General features: G+C 71.9%; 17 protein-coding genes. 13 read left to right on the forward strand and 4 right to left on the reverse strand.

Annotated features, from left to right (window positions below):
* Positions 1-43: 43 nt before the first annotated feature.
* Together VA596_RS20010 and VA596_RS20015 are read right to left on the reverse strand one after the other, a co-directional pair.
* Positions 44-844 (reverse strand): class I SAM-dependent methyltransferase, encoded by an 801-nt coding sequence (locus VA596_RS20010; protein WP_323329324.1) that lies wholly within the window; start codon positions 842-844, stop codon positions 44-46.
* Entirely contained in the window at positions 823-1323 is a 501-nt protein-coding gene (locus VA596_RS20015; RefSeq protein ID WP_323329326.1) for a DUF2505 domain-containing protein, read from the reverse strand. Before VA596_RS20015 ends, VA596_RS20010 begins: the two co-directional genes overlap by 22 nt.
* Positions 1324-1347: 24 nt before the next feature.
* Between VA596_RS20015 and VA596_RS20020 the strand changes: the two genes are divergently transcribed.
* From VA596_RS20020 to VA596_RS20050, 7 genes are all read left to right on the forward strand, one after another.
* The gene (locus tag VA596_RS20020; protein WP_323329328.1) at positions 1348-2403 is read left to right on the forward strand and encodes a UDP-N-acetylmuramate dehydrogenase; all 1056 of its coding nucleotides are present in this window, start codon (positions 1348-1350) and stop codon (positions 2401-2403) included.
* A 160-nt stretch (positions 2404-2563) separates the two neighbouring features.
* Entirely contained in the window at positions 2564-3745 is a 1182-nt protein-coding gene (locus tag VA596_RS20025; protein ID WP_323329330.1) for a L,D-transpeptidase, read from the forward strand.
* Between the two features lie 3 nt (positions 3746-3748).
* Positions 3749-4564: an alpha/beta fold hydrolase gene (locus VA596_RS20030; protein WP_323329332.1), complete on the forward strand. Its 816-nt coding sequence runs from the start codon at positions 3749-3751 to the stop codon at positions 4562-4564.
* Positions 4558-5892, forward strand: coding sequence for a D-inositol-3-phosphate glycosyltransferase (gene mshA / locus VA596_RS20035; RefSeq protein WP_410171905.1), 1335 nt, complete (start codon positions 4558-4560; stop codon positions 5890-5892). Before VA596_RS20030 ends, mshA begins: the two co-directional genes overlap by 7 nt.
* A complete protein-coding gene (locus VA596_RS20040; RefSeq protein ID WP_323329336.1) occupies positions 5889-6401 on the forward strand; it encodes a type III secretion system chaperone family protein in 513 nt (170 codons plus the stop codon). Before mshA ends, VA596_RS20040 begins: the two co-directional genes overlap by 4 nt.
* 69 nt (positions 6402-6470) lie before the next feature.
* The gene (locus VA596_RS20045) at positions 6471-7376 is read left to right on the forward strand and encodes a DUF4349 domain-containing protein (RefSeq protein WP_323329338.1); all 906 of its coding nucleotides are present in this window, start codon (positions 6471-6473) and stop codon (positions 7374-7376) included.
* 422 nt (positions 7377-7798) lie between these two features.
* Positions 7799-8548 carry a phosphoglyceromutase gene (locus tag VA596_RS20050; protein ID WP_323329340.1) on the forward strand — a complete coding sequence of 250 codons (750 nt, stop codon included), beginning with the start codon at positions 7799-7801 and terminating at the stop codon, positions 8546-8548.
* A gap of 63 nt (positions 8549-8611) precedes the next feature.
* Here the strand turns inward: VA596_RS20050 and VA596_RS20055 are convergent, their stop codons facing one another.
* Positions 8612-9490 carry a hypothetical protein gene (locus tag VA596_RS20055; protein WP_323329342.1) on the reverse strand — a complete coding sequence of 293 codons (879 nt, stop codon included), beginning with the start codon at positions 9488-9490 and terminating at the stop codon, positions 8612-8614.
* Positions 9487-10125: a DNA-binding response regulator gene (locus VA596_RS20060; RefSeq protein ID WP_323329344.1), complete on the reverse strand. Its 639-nt coding sequence runs from the start codon at positions 10123-10125 to the stop codon at positions 9487-9489. The genes VA596_RS20055 and VA596_RS20060 overlap by 4 nt, the downstream gene beginning before the upstream one ends.
* A gap of 66 nt (positions 10126-10191) precedes the next feature.
* Between VA596_RS20060 and VA596_RS20065 the strand changes: the two genes are divergently transcribed.
* The 6 genes from VA596_RS20065 (at position 10192) to VA596_RS20090 (ending at position 16949) form a co-directional block, all read left to right on the forward strand.
* Positions 10192-11061, forward strand: coding sequence for an oxidoreductase (locus tag VA596_RS20065; RefSeq protein ID WP_323329346.1), 870 nt, complete (start codon positions 10192-10194; stop codon positions 11059-11061).
* Between the two features lie 145 nt (positions 11062-11206).
* Positions 11207-12448 (forward strand): sensor histidine kinase, encoded by a 1242-nt coding sequence (locus tag VA596_RS20070; RefSeq protein WP_323329348.1) that lies wholly within the window; start codon positions 11207-11209, stop codon positions 12446-12448.
* Positions 12445-13134 carry a response regulator transcription factor gene (locus tag VA596_RS20075; RefSeq protein ID WP_285482158.1) on the forward strand — a complete coding sequence of 230 codons (690 nt, stop codon included), beginning with the start codon at positions 12445-12447 and terminating at the stop codon, positions 13132-13134. The genes VA596_RS20070 and VA596_RS20075 overlap by 4 nt, the downstream gene beginning before the upstream one ends.
* Positions 13135-13247: 113 nt before the next feature.
* The gene (locus tag VA596_RS20080) at positions 13248-14231 is read left to right on the forward strand and encodes a Ppx/GppA phosphatase family protein (protein ID WP_323329350.1); all 984 of its coding nucleotides are present in this window, start codon (positions 13248-13250) and stop codon (positions 14229-14231) included.
* Between the two features lie 178 nt (positions 14232-14409).
* Complete coding sequence (locus VA596_RS20085) at positions 14410-16062, forward strand: hypothetical protein (RefSeq protein WP_323329352.1); 1653 nt, start codon at positions 14410-14412, stop codon at positions 16060-16062.
* Between the two features lie 74 nt (positions 16063-16136).
* Positions 16137-16949, forward strand: coding sequence for a sugar phosphate isomerase/epimerase family protein (locus VA596_RS20090; protein WP_323329354.1), 813 nt, complete (start codon positions 16137-16139; stop codon positions 16947-16949).
* The last annotated feature ends 34 nt before the right edge of the window (positions 16950-16983 follow it).

Genomic DNA, 16983 nt, shown 5'->3' on the forward strand with positions numbered 1-16983 from the left:
AGGTCACTTCGGGGTGACGGAGCGGGGGTGGCCCGGTGAACGTTCAGGCAGGGGTGACCGCGGACCAGGGAACCGTCAGCTCGCCGAGCCGGATGCGCCCGGGCGGGCCCAGGACGGGCCAGCCGCGGGAACCCAGCAGCCGCACCGTCTCCAGCCAGCGGGAGCGGGCGCCGAACGCCTGGTGCGGGGCCGCGGCCGCCCAGCAGGCGTCCAGCGTGGACAGCAGCTCGTGGACGCGCTCACCCGGGACGTTCCGGTGGATCAGCGCCTTCGGCAGCCGCTCGGCCACCGTCGACGGCCGGTCCAGACCGGCGAGCCGGACCGACAGGGTCAGCGACACCGGGCCTTCGCGGGACACCAGAACCCACGTCGACAGGCGGCCGATCTCGTCGCACGTGCCTTCGACCAAGAGCCCTTCAGGGGGCATCGACTCCAGCATCAGCTGCCACGCGCCCGCGACCTCGTGCTCCGCGTACTGGCGCAGCACGTTGAACGCCCGGACGAGCACCGGGCGCGTGCCGGCCAGCTCGAAGCCGCCGCGGCGGAAGTCCAGGAGCGGCGGCGACGCGGCGGACTGCGCGGCAGCGACCCGCGCAACGTCCAGTTCCAGGCCCAGCACCCGGACGTCGGGGCGGACCCGGCGCAGCCAGCGGGCCAGCTCCACCGTGGTCACCGGGGACGCGCCGTAACCGAGGTCGACGACCAGGGGATCCGCGGACGCGCGCAGCAAGCGGGTCGTCGGGGGCGCGGTGGCGATCCACCGGTCGACCCGGCGCAGGCGGTTCGGGTTGGTCGTTCCTCGGGTCGGCGCGCCGACCGGGCTCAGGCGGCGTCGGCCAGCCACTTCGCGGAGAATTCGGCTTCGCGGTCCAGCAGCTTCGTCACCTGTTCGGCGATCACGCTCTCCAGCTTCGCGCCGAACAGCGGGATCCGAACGACCACCTCGCCGCTCGTCCGCAGCACCGTCTTGTCGCCGTCCACCAGCAACGCCGTGCGCGCTTTGATCTCGCCCGGGACGCCGCCGACCTCGACCGACGCCTTGCCCTGGTACTCGGCACCCGACGGCTGCCAGATCTGCGTGCGGGTCACCATCAGGTCGCCCTTGTGCAGCGTCCGGACCGCCTGGGGCAGCTTGTCGGCGCTGATGCCCTGCCGCAGCTGGTAGCGCAGGCCCTTCTCGGAGACCTCGTACGAGAGCAGGGCCGCCGCGTGGCCGCCGAGCTCGTCCAGGCGCGCCCGCAGGGCTTCTTCACCGGCCACCGCGGGGTACACGGCGGCGACATCGGCGGCGAAGTCAGCACGGTGCTCGATCCGGGATCCCATGAGCCGGACAGTACCGTCAGACGCGTGAACTCCGCCCGTACTCCCGCACTCCCGAAGCTCTCGGCGTACACCACGCTGCGCCTCGGCGGCCCGGCTCGCCGGTTCGTCAGCGCCGTGACCAGCGAAGATCTCGTCGCGACGGTCCGCGAGGCCGACGCGGCGGGCGAGCCGGTGCTGCTGCTCGGCGGCGGTTCCAACCTGGTGGTCGGCGACGCGGGCTTCGACGGCACGCTGGTCGAGGTGGCGAACACCGGCTGGCGGCGTGACGGGAACGTCGTGGAGGTCGAGGCCGGCCAGAACTGGGACGCCTTCGTCGCGGGCCTGGTCGACGCCGGCCTGGGCGGGCTCGAATGCCTCTCCGGCATCCCGGGCAGCGTCGGCGCGACGCCGATCCAGAACGTCGGCGCGTACGGCTGCGAGGTCGCCGAGTCGATCGTCTCCCTGGAGCTGTACGACCGCGTGACGCGCGAAGTGCGCACGCTCAAGGCCGACGACCTCGGCTTCGCCTACCGCACCAGCATCCTCAAGGGCACCGACACCGGCGTGGTGCTTTCGGTCCGCTTCGAGATCCGCGAAGACGGCCTCTCCGCGCCGATCCGCTACGCCGAGCTCGCGCGCACGCTCGGCGTCGAGATCGGCGAGCGCGTCCCGGCGGCCGAAGCGCGGGACGCCGTGCTCGGGCTGCGTCGCGGCAAGGGCATGGTGCTCGACCCCGACGACCACGACACGTGGAGCGCCGGCTCGTTCTTCACCAACCCGATCGTCCCGTCCGCCGACGCCGAGGCGGTCCTGAAGCGGATCACGGACGCCGTCGAGGGGACCTTCCCGCAGTACCCGGCCGACGGCGGCGTCAAGCTGTCCGCGGCCTGGCTGATCGAGCGCGCCGGCTTCGCCAAGGGGTACCCCGGACCGGGGAACCGCGTCTCGCTGTCGACGAAGCACACGCTCGCGCTGACCAACCGCGGCGAGGCGACGACGGAGGATCTGCTCACCCTGGCCCGCGAGGTCCGCGACGGCGTGTACGAGCGGTTCGGCGTCCGGCTGCACCCCGAGCCGCTGTTGATCAACTGCGTCATTTGAGCCGAAACGGGCAACCTGGACGTGTATCAGACGTCTTTGTCGACAACGGTGACGTCCACCTGAACGGATGGTCTTTACCTTTCGGCAGGTAACGTCGGGCGGGTCACCAGCGCTAAGGGCGTGGAACCTGCTGGTCGGCGGGGGAACTCGGGAGGATTTCGTGATCGAACGGCGCTTGGTCTTCAAGGCGGCTCTCGCGGCCGGGGCCGCGGTGGTCGTCGCGGCGTGTTCGGGCACGAACGACGGCACCGCGCTGCCCACCGGGGCCGCGAACGCCGACGGCGAGGGTGGCGGTGCGCAGCCGGTGGCGAAGATCACGGCCGAGCCGGCCGTCGACGTCAAGGACGCCTCGGTCCTCAAGCCGGTCGTGATCAAGGTCGCCGACGGCAAGCTCACCGAGTGCAAGGTCACCGCCGACAGCGGCAAGGACGTCAAGGGCGACACCGCACCCGACGGTCTCAGCTGGACCAGTTCCGAGCCGCTCGGCTACGGCAAGAAGTACACCTACGCGGCCAAGGCCACCGGCAGCGACGGCAAGCCGGTCGAGTTCACCGGCACGTTCAGCACGGTCAGCCCGGCCAAGCAGGTCCGCGCCACGCTCAACCCGGCCGACAACGCCCAGGTCGGCGTGGCCATGCCGATCAGCGTCAAGTTCGCTTCGCCGGTCAAGGACCGCGCGGCCGTCGAGAAGGCCCTGTCCGTGAAGACGGACAAGAACGTCGAAGGCGCCTGGGGCTGGCTGTCCGACAGCCAGGTCGACTACCGGCCGAAGGAGTACTGGCCGCAGAACATCACGGTGAACGTCGAGGCGAAGCTGTACGGCGTCGAGCTGGGCGGCGGCGCGTACGGCAAGGCCGACGTCACCACGAAGTTCAAGATCGGCCGCAACCAGGTGGTCAAGGTCAACACCCCCGAGCACCAGATGCACGTCTACCGCGGCGGTGCGCAGGTCAAGAGCTACCCGTGCGCGAACGGGCTGGACGCCGAGGTCGACCGCAACACCCCGAACGGCACCTACATCGTGATGAGCAAGGAGCCGACGGCGGTCTTCGACAACGCCCGCTACGGCTACACGAACGTCAACAAGAAGTGGGCCTGCCGGTTCTCCAACCACGGCGAGTACATCCACGAGAACCAGGACAACGCGGCCAACATCGGGAAGACCAACAACTCCCACGGCTGCGTCAACCTGCTCGAGGCCGACGCCAAGGACTACTTCGACTCCGCGCTGGTCGGCGACCCGGTCGAGATCACCGGCTCCAAGCTCGGCGCGCCGATGGCCTCGGACGTCAAGGACTGGAACTACTCCTGGTCGGCCTGGCAGGCGCTGGGCGCGAAGTAGCCGATGCGGACCGAAGTCGTCGGGCACGGCGGGACGCGGCTCGGCCTGCGGGTCGAGGGCGCCGAAAACAGCAGGCCGATCGTGTTCGTGCACGGCTGGGCGCAGTCGTCCGGGGCCTGGGCGGCGCAGCTGGCCGACCCGGCCCTGACCGAGCGGTTCCGCCTGGTCGCGATGGACCTGCGCGGGCACGGCGCGTCCGACGTCCCGGCCGCCGGCTACGACGACCCGGTGGTCTGGGCCGACGACCTCGCCGCGGTGCTCGACTTCGCCGGCCCCGGCGCGGTCGTCGTCGCCTGGTCGTACGGCGGCCTGGTGCTGGCCGACCACATCCGGGTGCACGGCACCGCACGCCTGCGCGGCATCGTGCTCGTGGGCGCGATCACCGAAATCGGCCGCGACCGGCCGGGCGGGCGCGTCGGCCCGCTGATGCGCGAGCACATGCGCGCGATGCTTTCGGACGATCCGGACATCGCGGTCCCGGCCCTCACGGCGTTCTGCCGCGACATGGTCACCCGGCCGATCGCCGGTACGCAGGCACAAGCCCTGCTCGGAGCCGGTCTGAGCGTCCCGCCCGCGGTGCGCGCGGCGCTGTTCCGCCGGGACGTCGGCAGTGAGGACGTCCTGGCCGCGATCGACAAACCCGCCCTCGTCGTGCACGGCTCGCACGACCGCGTGATCGACCCTTCCACGGCGGAACACACGATCGGGAAGATTCCGGGTGCCACCGGGCGTTGGTTCCTTGACGGGGGGCATGCGCCCTTCGCCGAGACCGCGGAGGAGTTCGACGCGGTGCTCCGGCAGTTCGCCGAGGAATGCTGACGCAACGCGGGAGACGAGACCAGGTGACCAGCTCCATCCGGGGGTTCCGTGCTGAGCCGCGCCGGGTAGCCGTGCTGTCCGTGCACACTTCGCCACTCGAGCAGCCGGGGACCGGCGATGCGGGCGGGATGAACGTCTACGTCAGCCAGACGGCGGTCGAGATGGCCCGCCGCGGCGTCGAGGTCGAGGTGTTCACCCGCGCGACGGCGTCGGACCAGCCGCCGAAGGCCGAGCTGGCACCGGGCGTGACCGTCCGGCACGTGCAGGCGGGCCCCTTCGAGCCGCTGAGCCGTGACGAGCTGCCCGCGCAGCTGTGCGCGTTCACCTCCGGCGTGCTGCGCACCGAGGCGTTCCACGAGCCCGGCTACTACGACCTCATCCACTCGCACTACTGGCTCTCGGGCCAGGTCGGCTGGCTCGCCCGCGACCGCTGGTCCGTGCCGCTGGTGCACACCGCGCACACCCTGGCCAAGGTGAAGAACGCCGCGCTCGCCGAGGGCGACAAGCCCGAGCCGCGCGTCCGCGTGATCGGCGAGGAGCAGGTGGTCGCGGAGGCCGACAGGCTGGTCGCCAACACCGCGGTCGAGGCGCGGCAGCTCATCGACCTCTACGGCGCCGAGCCGCACGCGGTGCACGCCGTGCCGCCGGGGGTCGACCTCGAACGCTTCACCCCGGGCTCGAAGGACGTCGCGCGCGCCGAACTCGGCTTGCCCGGCGACGCCGTCGTGCTCGCCTTCGCCGGCCGGATCCAGCCGCTGAAGGCGCCCGACGTGCTGCTGTACGCGGCCGAGGCACTGCTGCGACGGCGTCCCGAACTGGCGTCGAAGCTGGTCGTGCTGATCGTCGGCGGGCCGTCGGGCACTGGCCTGGAACAGCCGCAGGCGCTGCGCGAGCTGGCCGTGTCGCTCGGCATCGAGGCACAGGTGCGGTTCCTGCCACCGCAGCCGGGCCCGGCGCTGGCCCGGGTGTTCCGCGCGGCCGACGTCGTCGCGGTGCCGAGCTACAACGAGTCGTTCGGGCTGGTCGCGCTGGAGGCGCAGGCCTGCGGCACGCCGGTGGTCGCCGCCGAGGTCGGCGGGCTGCCGGTCGCGGTGCCGCACGGCGTCTCCGGCCTCCTGGTGCCCGGGCACGGCGCCGAGGAGTGGGCGGACGCGCTCGCCGCGGTCGCGCTGCGCCCGGACCGGCTCGCGGAGCTCGGGGCCAACGCCGTCGTGCACGCGCGGCACTTCTCCTGGCGTCGTACGACGGACGCGCTGCTCGACATCTATGCTCAGGCCACCAGTGCGTTTCGAAACGCGCTGGACCTGCGTGAAGAGGTGGCGGTGTGAGTCTCGACGAGCTGATCAAGTCCACTTTGGACGACGCTGAGCTGAGCTACGACCGGCGTGGCCCGGGAAAGTACTTCGTCACCTTGCCGGGCACCAAGAAACTCCAGACCAACGCGTGGCTCGTCGACGGCGACCACGCGTTCTCCGTGGAGGCGTTCGTCTGCCGCCGCCCCGACGAGTCCCATGAGGACGTTTACCGCTTCCTGTTGCAGCGCAACGCGAAGCTCTACGGCGTGCACTACACAGTGGACAGTCTCGGTGACATCTACCTGGTCGGCCGGTTCGGCAAGGACACGCTGAGCGCCGAGGAGCTCGACAAGGTGCTCGGCCAGGTCCTCGAGGCCGCCGACGGCGACTTCAACACGCTGCTGGAGATCGGCTTCGCGACGTCCATCAAGCGCGAGTGGGACTGGCGCGTCTCCCGCGGCGAGTCCCTGGCCAACCTCCAGGCGTTCAAGCACCTCGTCGAACCCGCGACGCCGCACGAACCGGGCTTGACCGAGTCGTGACCCGGCCCGTGCAACGGGGCTGAACCGGACATCCGTCTCACCGCCAGTCGAACTGGAGGGAGACGCAGGATGCGGACTCGATGGAGAACCCTGCTCGCGGTCGCGGGCGTGGCGGTCGTTCTGGTGGGCTGCTCGGCGAACTCGTCGTCGCCGTCCTCTGCGGACAGCGCCGGTGTCGGCCCCGCGCCGGCGATTCCGCAGCAGGGCAAGCCGCAGCAGGGCACCAGCGGCGCCAGCAAGGTCGAACCGAACCAGGGTCAGGTCCCCGCACCGCAGGCCGGGGCGAGTGACCGCAAGCTGTCCCGCAGCGCGCGGCTCGACCTGACCGCCACGAAGGTCACCGACGTCGTCGCGCAGGCCCGCGGGATCGCGCAGGGCGCCGGCGGTTACACCGGGCAGGAGAGCACCGGCGAGGACTCCGCGACGCTCAGCCTGGCCGTGCCCGCCGAAAAGCTGGACGGCGTGCTCGACCAGCTCTCGCACCTGGGCACCAGCCTGGTGAAGCGCGAGATGAACACCCAGGACGTCACCGAGCAGGTCATCGACGTCGAAGCGCGGCTGTCGACCCAGCGGGCGTCCGTGGAACGGATTCGTGCCCTGCTGGCGAAGGCGACTTCGGTGTCGGAGATCGCTTCGGTGGAAAGTGAGCTGACGAGCCGCGAAGCGACCCTCGAATCCCTCGAACAGCAACGGAATTCGCTCGCGGGCAGTGTCGCCATGTCGACCGTCTCGATGAGCATCCGGAGCGTGGCCGCGCCACCGCCGCCCGCCGAAGAGGACCACAGTGGATTCCTGGGCGGGCTGGCCGGCGGCTGGGACGCGTTCCTCGTCTTCGGCGGCGGCCTGCTGACGGTGCTGGGCGCGATCGCGCCGTTCCTGCTCATCGTCGGGCCGCTCGCCTGGGGCGGCTGGTGGCTGAACCGGCGTCGCCGCGCGGCGCGGCCGGAGCCGGCGCCGGTGTCGCCCGAGGCGTGAAGCGGGCAGGCGGGACGGCTCGAGGGAGGGGGGAGTCGCGATCTCGAGCCGCCCCGCTGAAGTTCCCGCCGATCAGGACCCGGTGACGAGGGGGGTGCCAACGGGGCCGGCGGGCCGCGGCTCGGCAGGGGGGAGACGAGCCGCGGTCAAAGCCCGAAACCGGCCGGGGAGTGCGTGGAATCCGGCCGCTCGGGACTTAGTCAACCTGTCAGAACTCGACCTGTAATCACAAGACTACACACTAGTCCGTTCGAGTGAACTTTGCGCAGACCGATAACGCAGTGCAGCAAGTTGCACTGAATTTGCGCCTTGTTGGCACGCTGTCTTGTCATGGAGTGAAGGTGTTACCCGCAGGTAACACACTCTCTGTAGGACGGCGGGTCACCAGTCGGCCCGCTGGTCCGTTCTGGCAGGCTAAGGGCATGGCGGAACTTGGGACGTTGGTGCTGCTGCGTCACGGGCAGAGCACGTGGAACGCGGAAAACCTGTTCACCGGCTGGGTCGACGTACCGCTTTCGGAGCAGGGCGAGGGTGAAGCCCGCAAGGGCGGCCAGCTCCTGTCGGAAGCCGCGCTGCTGCCGGACGTGGTGCACACCTCGCTGCTGCGGCGCGCGATCTCGACCGCGAACATCGCGCTGGACGCGGCGGACCGGCACTGGATCCCGGTCAAGCGCGACTGGCGGCTCAACGAGCGCCACTACGGCGCGCTGCAGGGCAAGAACAAGAAGCAGACGCTGGACGAGTTCGGCGAAGAGCAGTTCATGCTCTGGCGCCGCTCCTACGACACCCCGCCGCCGGAGATCGACCCGAAGGACGAGTGGAGCCAGGCGGGCGACGCGCGGTACGCGAACCTCGGCGACGACGCGCCGCTGACCGAGTGCCTCAAGGACGTCGTCACGCGGCTGCTGCCGTACTGGGAGTCCGAGATCGTGCCGGACCTGCGCGCGGGCAAGACCGTGCTGGTCGCCGCGCACGGCAACTCGCTGCGCGCGCTCGTCAAGCACCTCGACGGGATCTCGGACGCGGACATCGCCGGCCTGAACATCCCGACCGGCATCCCGCTGCGCTACGACCTCACCGACGACCTCAAGCCGGTGAAGGCGGGCGGCGAGTACCTCGACCCCGACGCCGCCAAGGAAGCCGCGGCCGCGGTCGCCAACCAGGGGCGCTGACCCACAAGTCCGTGAAGGCCACCTCGAGGGACTCAGAGTCCCTCAAGGTGGCCTTCACGGCTTTCAGGAGGCCGTGACCGTGCGGACGGCGGTGGCCTTCCAGGTGGTGCCTTCGCGGACCAGGTCCAGTTCCGATGTGAAGGGGCGGTCGGTTGAGGTGCCGTCCGCGCCGGTCACCTTGAGGGTCGTGAAGAACAGCACGCTCGCCGTGCCGCCGGACAGGGCGGTGACGCCGGCCATCGGGTCCGGCCCCAGCGCGACCTTCGACGCGCTCTTGCGGATCGCGTCGACGTAGGCCGCCTTCTTCGCGCGGTAATCGCTCAGTAGCGGCCCGGCCGAGACCGCTTCGGCCCGGGCGTACGAGCCGTCGGGGTCGCCGCTATCGGTGGTGAACAGCGCGCCCGCGACCGTGCGCGCCCCGGCCAGCGCCGCATCGCGCAGGCCGGCGAGGCTGCCGTCGTCCGGGTGCGGTGCCGGCGGCGGCTTCGCCGGGTTCACGGCCACGTCGGCGAGCAGCCAGCGACGGTCGGTCTTCACCGCGGTCAGGGCGGCCGTGGCCAGGCCCTTCGAGGTCCCGTTGACCTGCTCCAGCACGGCCAGCTCCCGGATCCGGTCGCCGGTCAGCTCGACCGCCGCGTTCCGCACGACGCGGGTGGTCAGGTGGACCGGCTGCGGGCTCTTCCGGACCGCGTCGAACAACGTCGTGAGCTGCTGCTTCGCCGTTCCCGTGACGTTCGCGGCGACGGCCTGGTCGAACGCGGCCGGGTTCGCCGAGTCGTAGCTGAAGACCGCCTCGGCCGCCGTCTTCACCGCGTCGAGCGCGGCGGCCGTCCCGGGTCCGTTGACGACCGCGAGGTTGCCCTCGAGCGGCTTGGCCGTGCCGGAGACCGCCGACGAGCACGCCGAGGTGGCGAGGACCAGCGCCAGCAGCGCTCGCCTCACAGCAGGCCGGCCTCGCGAGCCCGGGCTCCGGCCTGGAACCGCGACGACGCGCCGAGGAGCTCCATCAGCTCCGCCACCCGCCGCCGGTAGGTCCGCACGCCCACGCCGAGGGCCCGCGCCGCCGTCTCGTCCTTGCTGCCGGACGCCAGCTGCACGAGGATCTCGCGCGCGCCCAGCTCGGTGAACCGGGCCTGGTAGGACTCGAGGTCGGTGCCGCCGGCCCAGGCGGCCTCGAACAGCGACTGGATGCCCTGGACCAGCTCCGGGCTGCTGACGACCGTGTAGCTGCGGACGCCGCCGACGCTGTCGCCGGCCACGATCGCGATCCGGCGGTCGAGCAGGATCGTCTCGTTGACCTCGCGCTCGGTGATCCGGATGCGGGCGCCGTGCGTGGCCATGAACCGCAGGTGCTCGGCCAGCTTCGGGTCGAACAGCACGCCGGGCAGGTACATCTTGCGGACGTTCGTGGCGCGCACCGCCTGCTCCCGCACGGGTGCCGTCGGGTGCGCGACCGACCACGTGTGCAGGTCGCGGGCCGCACACGAAACCTCCGTCGCGGCCGCGAACAGGTGGTCCGTCCGCTCGAAGAGCTCGGCTTCACCCCGCACCACCACCACGTCACTGACTCTCTCCACGCATTCCAGTGTGGCAGCAAATTGCCAAAACCGGTGGTCGCGAGTCCGCGCCGGAAAGCTGGAGCCATGACCACGAACACCCTTCCCGCCGCCGCGGCGGGCACCTGGAAGCTCGGCTCCTTCGAAGTCAACCGGCTCGGTTACGGCGCGATGCGCCTGATGTCCACTTCGGACGGCGGCATCCGCGACCGCGACACGTCCATCGCGGTCCTCCGCCGCGCCGTCGAGCTCGGCGTCAACCACATCGACACCGCGGTGTTCTACTTCGCCGGTCCGCGCTCGGCGAACGAGCTCATCAACAGCGCGCTGTCGCCGTACGACGACCTGACGATCACCACCAAGGTCGGCCCCGGCCGCGACTTCACCGGCGCGTTCTACACCGCCCGTCCCGAGCAGTTGCGGGCCCAGGTCGAGGAGAACCTCCGCGAACTGGGTCTGGACCACCTCGACATCGCGAACTACCGGATCGGCGAAGGCCTCGACCGCGGCGACGGTTCCCTCGCCGACGGGTTCGGCGCGCTCGCCGAACTGCGCGAGGAGGGGCTGATCCGGGAGCTCGGCATCTCCAACGTCGGGCCGGAACACCTCACCGAAGCCCTGGCGATCGCGCCGGTCGTCTGCGTGCAGAACCAGTACGGCCTCACCGCGCGCCGGGAGGACGACGAGATCGTCCGGATGTGCGGCGAGCGCGGCATCGCCTTCGTGCCGTTCTTCGCCGTCGCCAGCGGAACGGGTGAAGACGCGCGGGTCGCGGAGGTCGCGAAGCGCCACGACGCCACCCCGGCGCAGATCCGGCTCGCGTGGACGTTGCACCAGGGCCGGCACGTGCTCGCCATCCCGGGCACGGGTGATCTCGCGCACCTCGAGCAGAACGTCGCCGCGGCGGCTCTGGTGCTCACGGAAGACGATCTGGCGACACTCGAACGGGATCAGTGATTCACCCGGAATGTCTCGCTCGGGAATCGGCCGGGTGAACGTGGGCTGACACCGCGGCGAACAAGTCGTCGCCAGGTGTCGCGGTGCTCACGACAAGGCGGACAACGCTAGGCCGAAGGGCCACATCACAGCTTACGATCGGCCTGTGACCACGCCTGTTTCACTCGCACTGGCCATCGGAACCCTGGTGGCCGGTGTGGTGGTCGGCTACTTCGTCGCGCGGGCGCGGATCCGCCGCGAGGAGACCCGGCCGCCGGGCCCGACCGTCGCGGAGCTGCTGGAGCGATTGGTCCGGTCCTCTCACAACGGCGTCGTCGTGCTCAACAAGTTCGGCGACATGGTGCTGCACAACCCGCGCGCCTACGAGCTCGGCCTCGTCCGGGTGAACCAGGCCGACACCCGGGCCCGCAAGGCCGCCGAACAGGTCGTCGAGACCGACGAGCCGATGGAGATCGACCTCTCGCCGCTGGAAGCGCGCGGCCGCCAGCCGGAGGCGGTGCTCGGCCAGGTCCGGCCCCTCGGCGACGGCTTCACCGTCGTCGAGGCGGTCGACCACTCCGAGGCCATCCGGCTGGAGGCCGTGCGCCGCGACTTCGTCGCCAACGTCAGCCACGAGCTCAAGACCCCGGTCGGGGCGATCGCACTGCTCACCGAGGCCGTGCTCGACGCCGCCGAGGACGTCGAGGAGGTCCGCCGCTTCGGCGGCAAGATCCTGCGCGAGTCCACCCGGCTCGGCCAGCTCGTCACCGAGCTGATCGCGCTGTCGCGGCTGCAGGGGGCCGAACGGCTGCCCGACCTCAACGTCGTCGAGGTCGACGCGGTCGTGCGCGAAGCACTCGGCCGCACCACGCTCTCGGCGGAGTCCGCCGACATCAGCATCACCACCGACCCGGCCAGCGGCCTGCTCATCGAGGGCGACCGGACGCTGCTGGTCACGGCGCTGTCGAACCTGCTGGAGAACGCCGTCGCGTACTCGCCGGCCGGCAGCCCGGTGTCGATCAGCAGGCGGCTGGCCGACGGCATGGTCGAGATCGCCGTCACCGACCGCGGCATCGGCATCCCGGAGGACGAGCAGACCCGCGTGTTCGAGCGCTTCTACCGCGCCGACAAGGCCCGCTCGCGGGCCACCGGCGGCACCGGGCTCGGCCTGGCGATCGTCAAGCACGTCGCGGCCAACCACGGTGGCTCGGTCGGGCTGTGGAGCCGTCCCGGCACCGGCTCGACGTTCACCCTCCGCATCCCCGCGCACGTCCGGCCCGAACCGGCACCCGAGCCGGCGCGCGCCACCAAGACCTCGCCGGCACCACGGCAGGAGAAGACCCCCGAGCGCACCCAGAGGCTCGTGGTTACCGGGCAGGAAAGCCCAGATCATGGAGGAAACCTGTGACCAGGGTTCTCATCGTCGAAGACGAGGAGTCGTTCGCCGACCCGCTCGCCTTCCTGCTGCGGAAGGAAGGGTTCACCGCGGCGGTGGCGGGCACCGGTCAGGCCGCGCTGGAGGAGTTCGACCGCAACGGCGCCGACATCGTCCTGCTCGACCTGATGCTGCCGGGCATGAGCGGCACCGACGTCTGCAAGCAGCTGCGCCAGCGCTCCGCCGTGCCGGTGATCATGGTGACCGCGCGGGACAGCGAGATCGACAAGGTCGTCGGCCTGGAACTGGGCGCGGACGACTACGTCACCAAGCCGTACTCGGCGCGCGAGCTGATCGCGCGGGTCCGCGCGGTGCTGCGCCGCGGCGGCGAGCCCGGCTCCGAGGGCGAGCTGGCCCCGCTGGTGCTCTCGGCCGGCCCGGTGCGGATGGACGTCGAACGGCACGTCGTGACCGTCGACGGCGGGGAGGTCTCGCTCCCGCTCAAGGAGTTCGACCTGCTCGAGTACCTGCTCCGCAACGTCGGCCGGGTGCTGACCCGCGGCCAGCTCATCGACCGGGTGTGGGGCGCGGACTACGTCGGCGACACCAAGACCCTCGACGTCCACGTCAAGCGCCTGCGCTCCAAGATCGAGCCGGACCCGGGCTCGCCGCGTCACCTGGTGACGGTGCGCGGCCTGGGCTACAAGTTCGAGACGTAAAGTCCACTTTGGGCGGTTCGCCCCGGCTCGGAGGCGCGCCGGGGCGCTACCGCACCGAGTGTTGTTGGTTACATGTTCGAGACCTGACGCTCGGGCCGGTACGCTGGATCCCCGTGCGCCTAGGGGTACTCGACGTCGGTTCCAACACCGTCCACCTGCTCGTGGTCGACGCCCACCGTGGCGCCCACCCGACCCCGATGCATTCCGAGAAGTCCGTGCTCCGGCTGGCCGAGCGGATCACCCGCACCGGCGACCTCAGCCGGACGGGTGCCGACGAACTCGTGACCGCCGTCGAGTCGGCCAAGGCGGCCGCCGTCCGGCTCGGCTGCGAAGAGGTCATGGCGTTCGCCACGTCCGCGGTCCGCGAAGCGAAGAACTCGGCGAAGGTGCTGGCCCGCGTGGCCGACGAAACCGGCGTCGAGCTGCGGGTCCTGTCCGGCATCGACGAAGCCCGCCTGACCTTCCTCGCCGTCCGCCGCTGGTACGGCTGGTCGGCGGGCCAGCTGCTGGTGCTCGACATCGGCGGCGGCTCGCTGGAGATCGCGATGGGCCGTGACGAAGAGCCCGTGCTGGCCGAATCGCTGCCGCTGGGCGCCGGCCGCACGACGCGCACCCGGTTCCGGCACGACCCGCCGACGCGCTCGGAGCTCGTCGCCACCTCGGCGTGGCTCGACGACCAGCTCACCGAGCTCGCGCGGAAGGTCACCAAATGGGGTGAACCCGACCGCGTCGTCGCCACGTCGAAGACGTTCCGGTCACTCGCCCGGCTGACCGGCGCCGCCCCCTCGGCGGCGGGCCCGCGCGTGCGACGTACGCTCTCCGACACCGCATTGCGCCAGCTCCTGGCCTTCATCTCGCGGATGCCCTCGGCCGATCTGGCCCAGCTCGAGGGGGTCAGTTCGAGTCGATCGCACCAGCTGGTGGCCGGCGCGCTCGTCGCGCAGGCCACGATGCGGGCGCTCGGGTTGCCGGAACTCGAGATCTGCCCGTGGGCTCTGCGAGAAGGTGTCATCCTGCGGCGGCTGGACCATTCCACCGGCGCGGATGAAACTGGAGCCGCCCTCGCGGCGCGTTTCGGCGCACAGGAGGACCGGTGAAAGCAGACGACTGGACTTCACCCAAGACGGTGTTTTGCTGGAAGCACGGGCACGATGGAGAGGTGACGGACATGCAGAGGACGACGAACAGCGCGCGCTGCGCCGCCGGCGTGCCGTCGGGAACCTCTTCCCGAGGTGCCGGCCGTGACAACTCGGGGCGCGCGGGGGATTACCAGGTATGACGGACCAGACCGGAGGCGACCAGCCGCAGAAGACCGTGGCTGAGCTGCTCGCCCAGCACGGTGCGCAGGTCGACGGCGGACGCCGTCGCCGCCGGCGCGCGGCCGACGACGAAGACGAGCCCGGCACCCCCGAGGCGCCGCCCGCCGCCCCGACGACCGGGTCGCACCGGCGTCCGGGCGTGAGCGACACCGGCCCGCAGGCCATCATCGACCGGGTCGCCAACGAGGGCGGTGGCCCGCCGCCGCCCGCACCGCCCGCCCGGCCCACCGGACGGCGCCGTTCCGAGCCGCCGGCCCCGCCGCCGCCCGCGCCCCGAGCCGTCCCGCAGGACTCGCAGCAGATGCCGCGCCCGCCGCAGCCCCCGGCCCGGCCCGCCCCCGGCGGCGCCGAGTCCGGCCAGTACGCGCGCCCGGTCCCGCCGGACTCGGGCCAGTACCCCCGGCCGCCGCAGGAGTCCGGGCAGTTCACCCGCCCGGCCCCCCAGGAACCGCCGCCGCCGGCCCCGCCGCGGCCGCAGGAGTCGGCCCAGCTGCCGGTGCCGCCGCGCGCCGCGCCGCGCCGCCAGCCGCCCCCGCCGCAGCCGTCCCAGCAGCTGCCGACGCCGCCGCCCCCGGCGGCCGAGGAGACCCGCGCCGCCGTGCCGCCGGTCCGGCGCCGCCCGCCGCCACCGCAGCCGTCGCAGCAGCTGCCGACCCCGCCGCCCGGCGGCCCGCTGTCGGCCCGTCTCGACGGGCTGAACGGCACCCCGGACGCCGACATCGACGGGCCGCCCCCGCCGCCGATGGCCAGCGGCACGTTCGCGCCGCCGCCCGGCGCGCCCGGCCGGCCGCGCCGGGGCCCGGCCCGCCGTCCGCAGCCGAAGCAGGAGGCCTACACGGAGCAGTTCTCGGCCGTCCCCGACGAGGAGCCGCCGCCCCCGCCGCCGCGGAAGGGCAAGCCGGCCGAGATCCCGGACATCTCCACCCCCGCGGGGCTCGCGAACTGGCGCAAGCGCCGCCAGAAGGAGCAGATGGAGGACACCGAGATCGGCGTCATGCCGGTGGTGCCCACCGACACCCCGGACGACGGGTACCCCGACGACGACTTCGAGCCCGACGACGGCTTCGCCCCGGAGAGCAGCGGCTACCAGGCCGCCTACGACGCGGGCCCGCCGACCGGCACGTACCCGCCGCCGATGCCGTTCGCGCCCGGCGGCGACCGCGCCTCGCGGGCGCCGATCCCGGACGACCTCGAGCCGTACGAGCGCGAGTTCGCCGAGCCCGGCTACCCGCCCGGCGGCCCGGACTTCGAGCAGGACGACTACGGCTACGAGCAGGGCGACGGGTACGAAGACGACGAGTACGACGACGTCCCGGAGCCGGCCGCCGAGCCGGAGCCGGCCGGCTCGCCGGGCAAGCAGTGGCTGGGCCTGGCCGGGCAGCTCGCGCTGGGGGTCGTCGGCGGCGCGGCCGTCTGGCTCGGCTTCAACTGGCTGTGGGTGAACATCCCGGCCGCCGCGCTGGTCGCGGCGCTGCTGGTGGTCGTCGCGCTGGTCTGGATCGTGCGGAAGATCCGCCGCGCCGAGGACCTGCAGACGACGGTGCTCGCCGTGTTGGTCGGCTTGGTCGTGACGGTCTCACCGGCGGCGTTGTTGCTGGTAGGACGCTGATCGCCGGGTAGGGGACGAGACCTGCGTCCCCTTCCCGGCCCGGCGGTGCGGCCCACCCTCGGTGACGAGGCAGGATGTCCGGCGTGACAGACGAGAAGCCGGTGCCCGTCGGGCTCAGCACGGCGTCGGTGTGGCCGCTCAAGGCCGGCTCGGCGTTCGAGCTGGCCGCCGAGCTCGGTTACGACGGCGTCGAGGTGATGGTCTGGGCCGACGCGGTCAGCCAGGACGTCACGGCCCTGCGCCGCTGGTCGCGCCGCACCGGCGTGCCCGTGCTGTCGATCCACTCGCCGTCGCTGCTGATCACCCAGCGGATCTGGTCGCCGGACCCGGTGGTGCGGCTGCGGATGTCGGTCGACGCCGCCGTGGAGCTCGGCGCGCGGACCGTGGTGGTGCACCCGCCGTTCCGCTGGCAGCGCCGCTACGGCGACGCGTTCGGTGACCTCGTCGACGAGCTGGAGGAGTCCAGCGGCGTCGAGATCGCCGTCGAGAACATGTTCAAGGTCCGGCCGCCGGGCGGGGCGAAGAACACCCGCGTCTCGGCGTTCCGGCCGTCGATCGACCCCACCGACGTCGGGTTCCGGCACTACACGCTTGATCTCTCCCACACCGCGGCGGCGCGGATGGACGCGCTGGCGCTGGCACAGCGGATGGGGGAGGGCCTCACGCACGTCCACCTCGCCGACGGCACCGGGATCCCCAAGGACGAGCACATGGTGCCGGGCCGCGGTGGCCAGCCGTGCGCCGCGCTGCTGGAGAAGCTGGTCAGCAACGGTTTCGCCGGCCAGATCGTGCTGGAGATCAACACCCGGCACGCCCTGACCCAGGCCCAGCGCGTCCGCGACCTCGCCGAGGCGCTGCTGTTCGCCCGGTTCCACCTGGGGCAGTAACTGAGCACGTACCACGACGCCCGCCTCCAAATCG

Source organism: Amycolatopsis heterodermiae, assembly GCF_034929455.1.
Taxonomy (GTDB): Bacteria; Actinomycetota; Actinomycetes; order Mycobacteriales; family Pseudonocardiaceae; genus Amycolatopsis; species Amycolatopsis heterodermiae.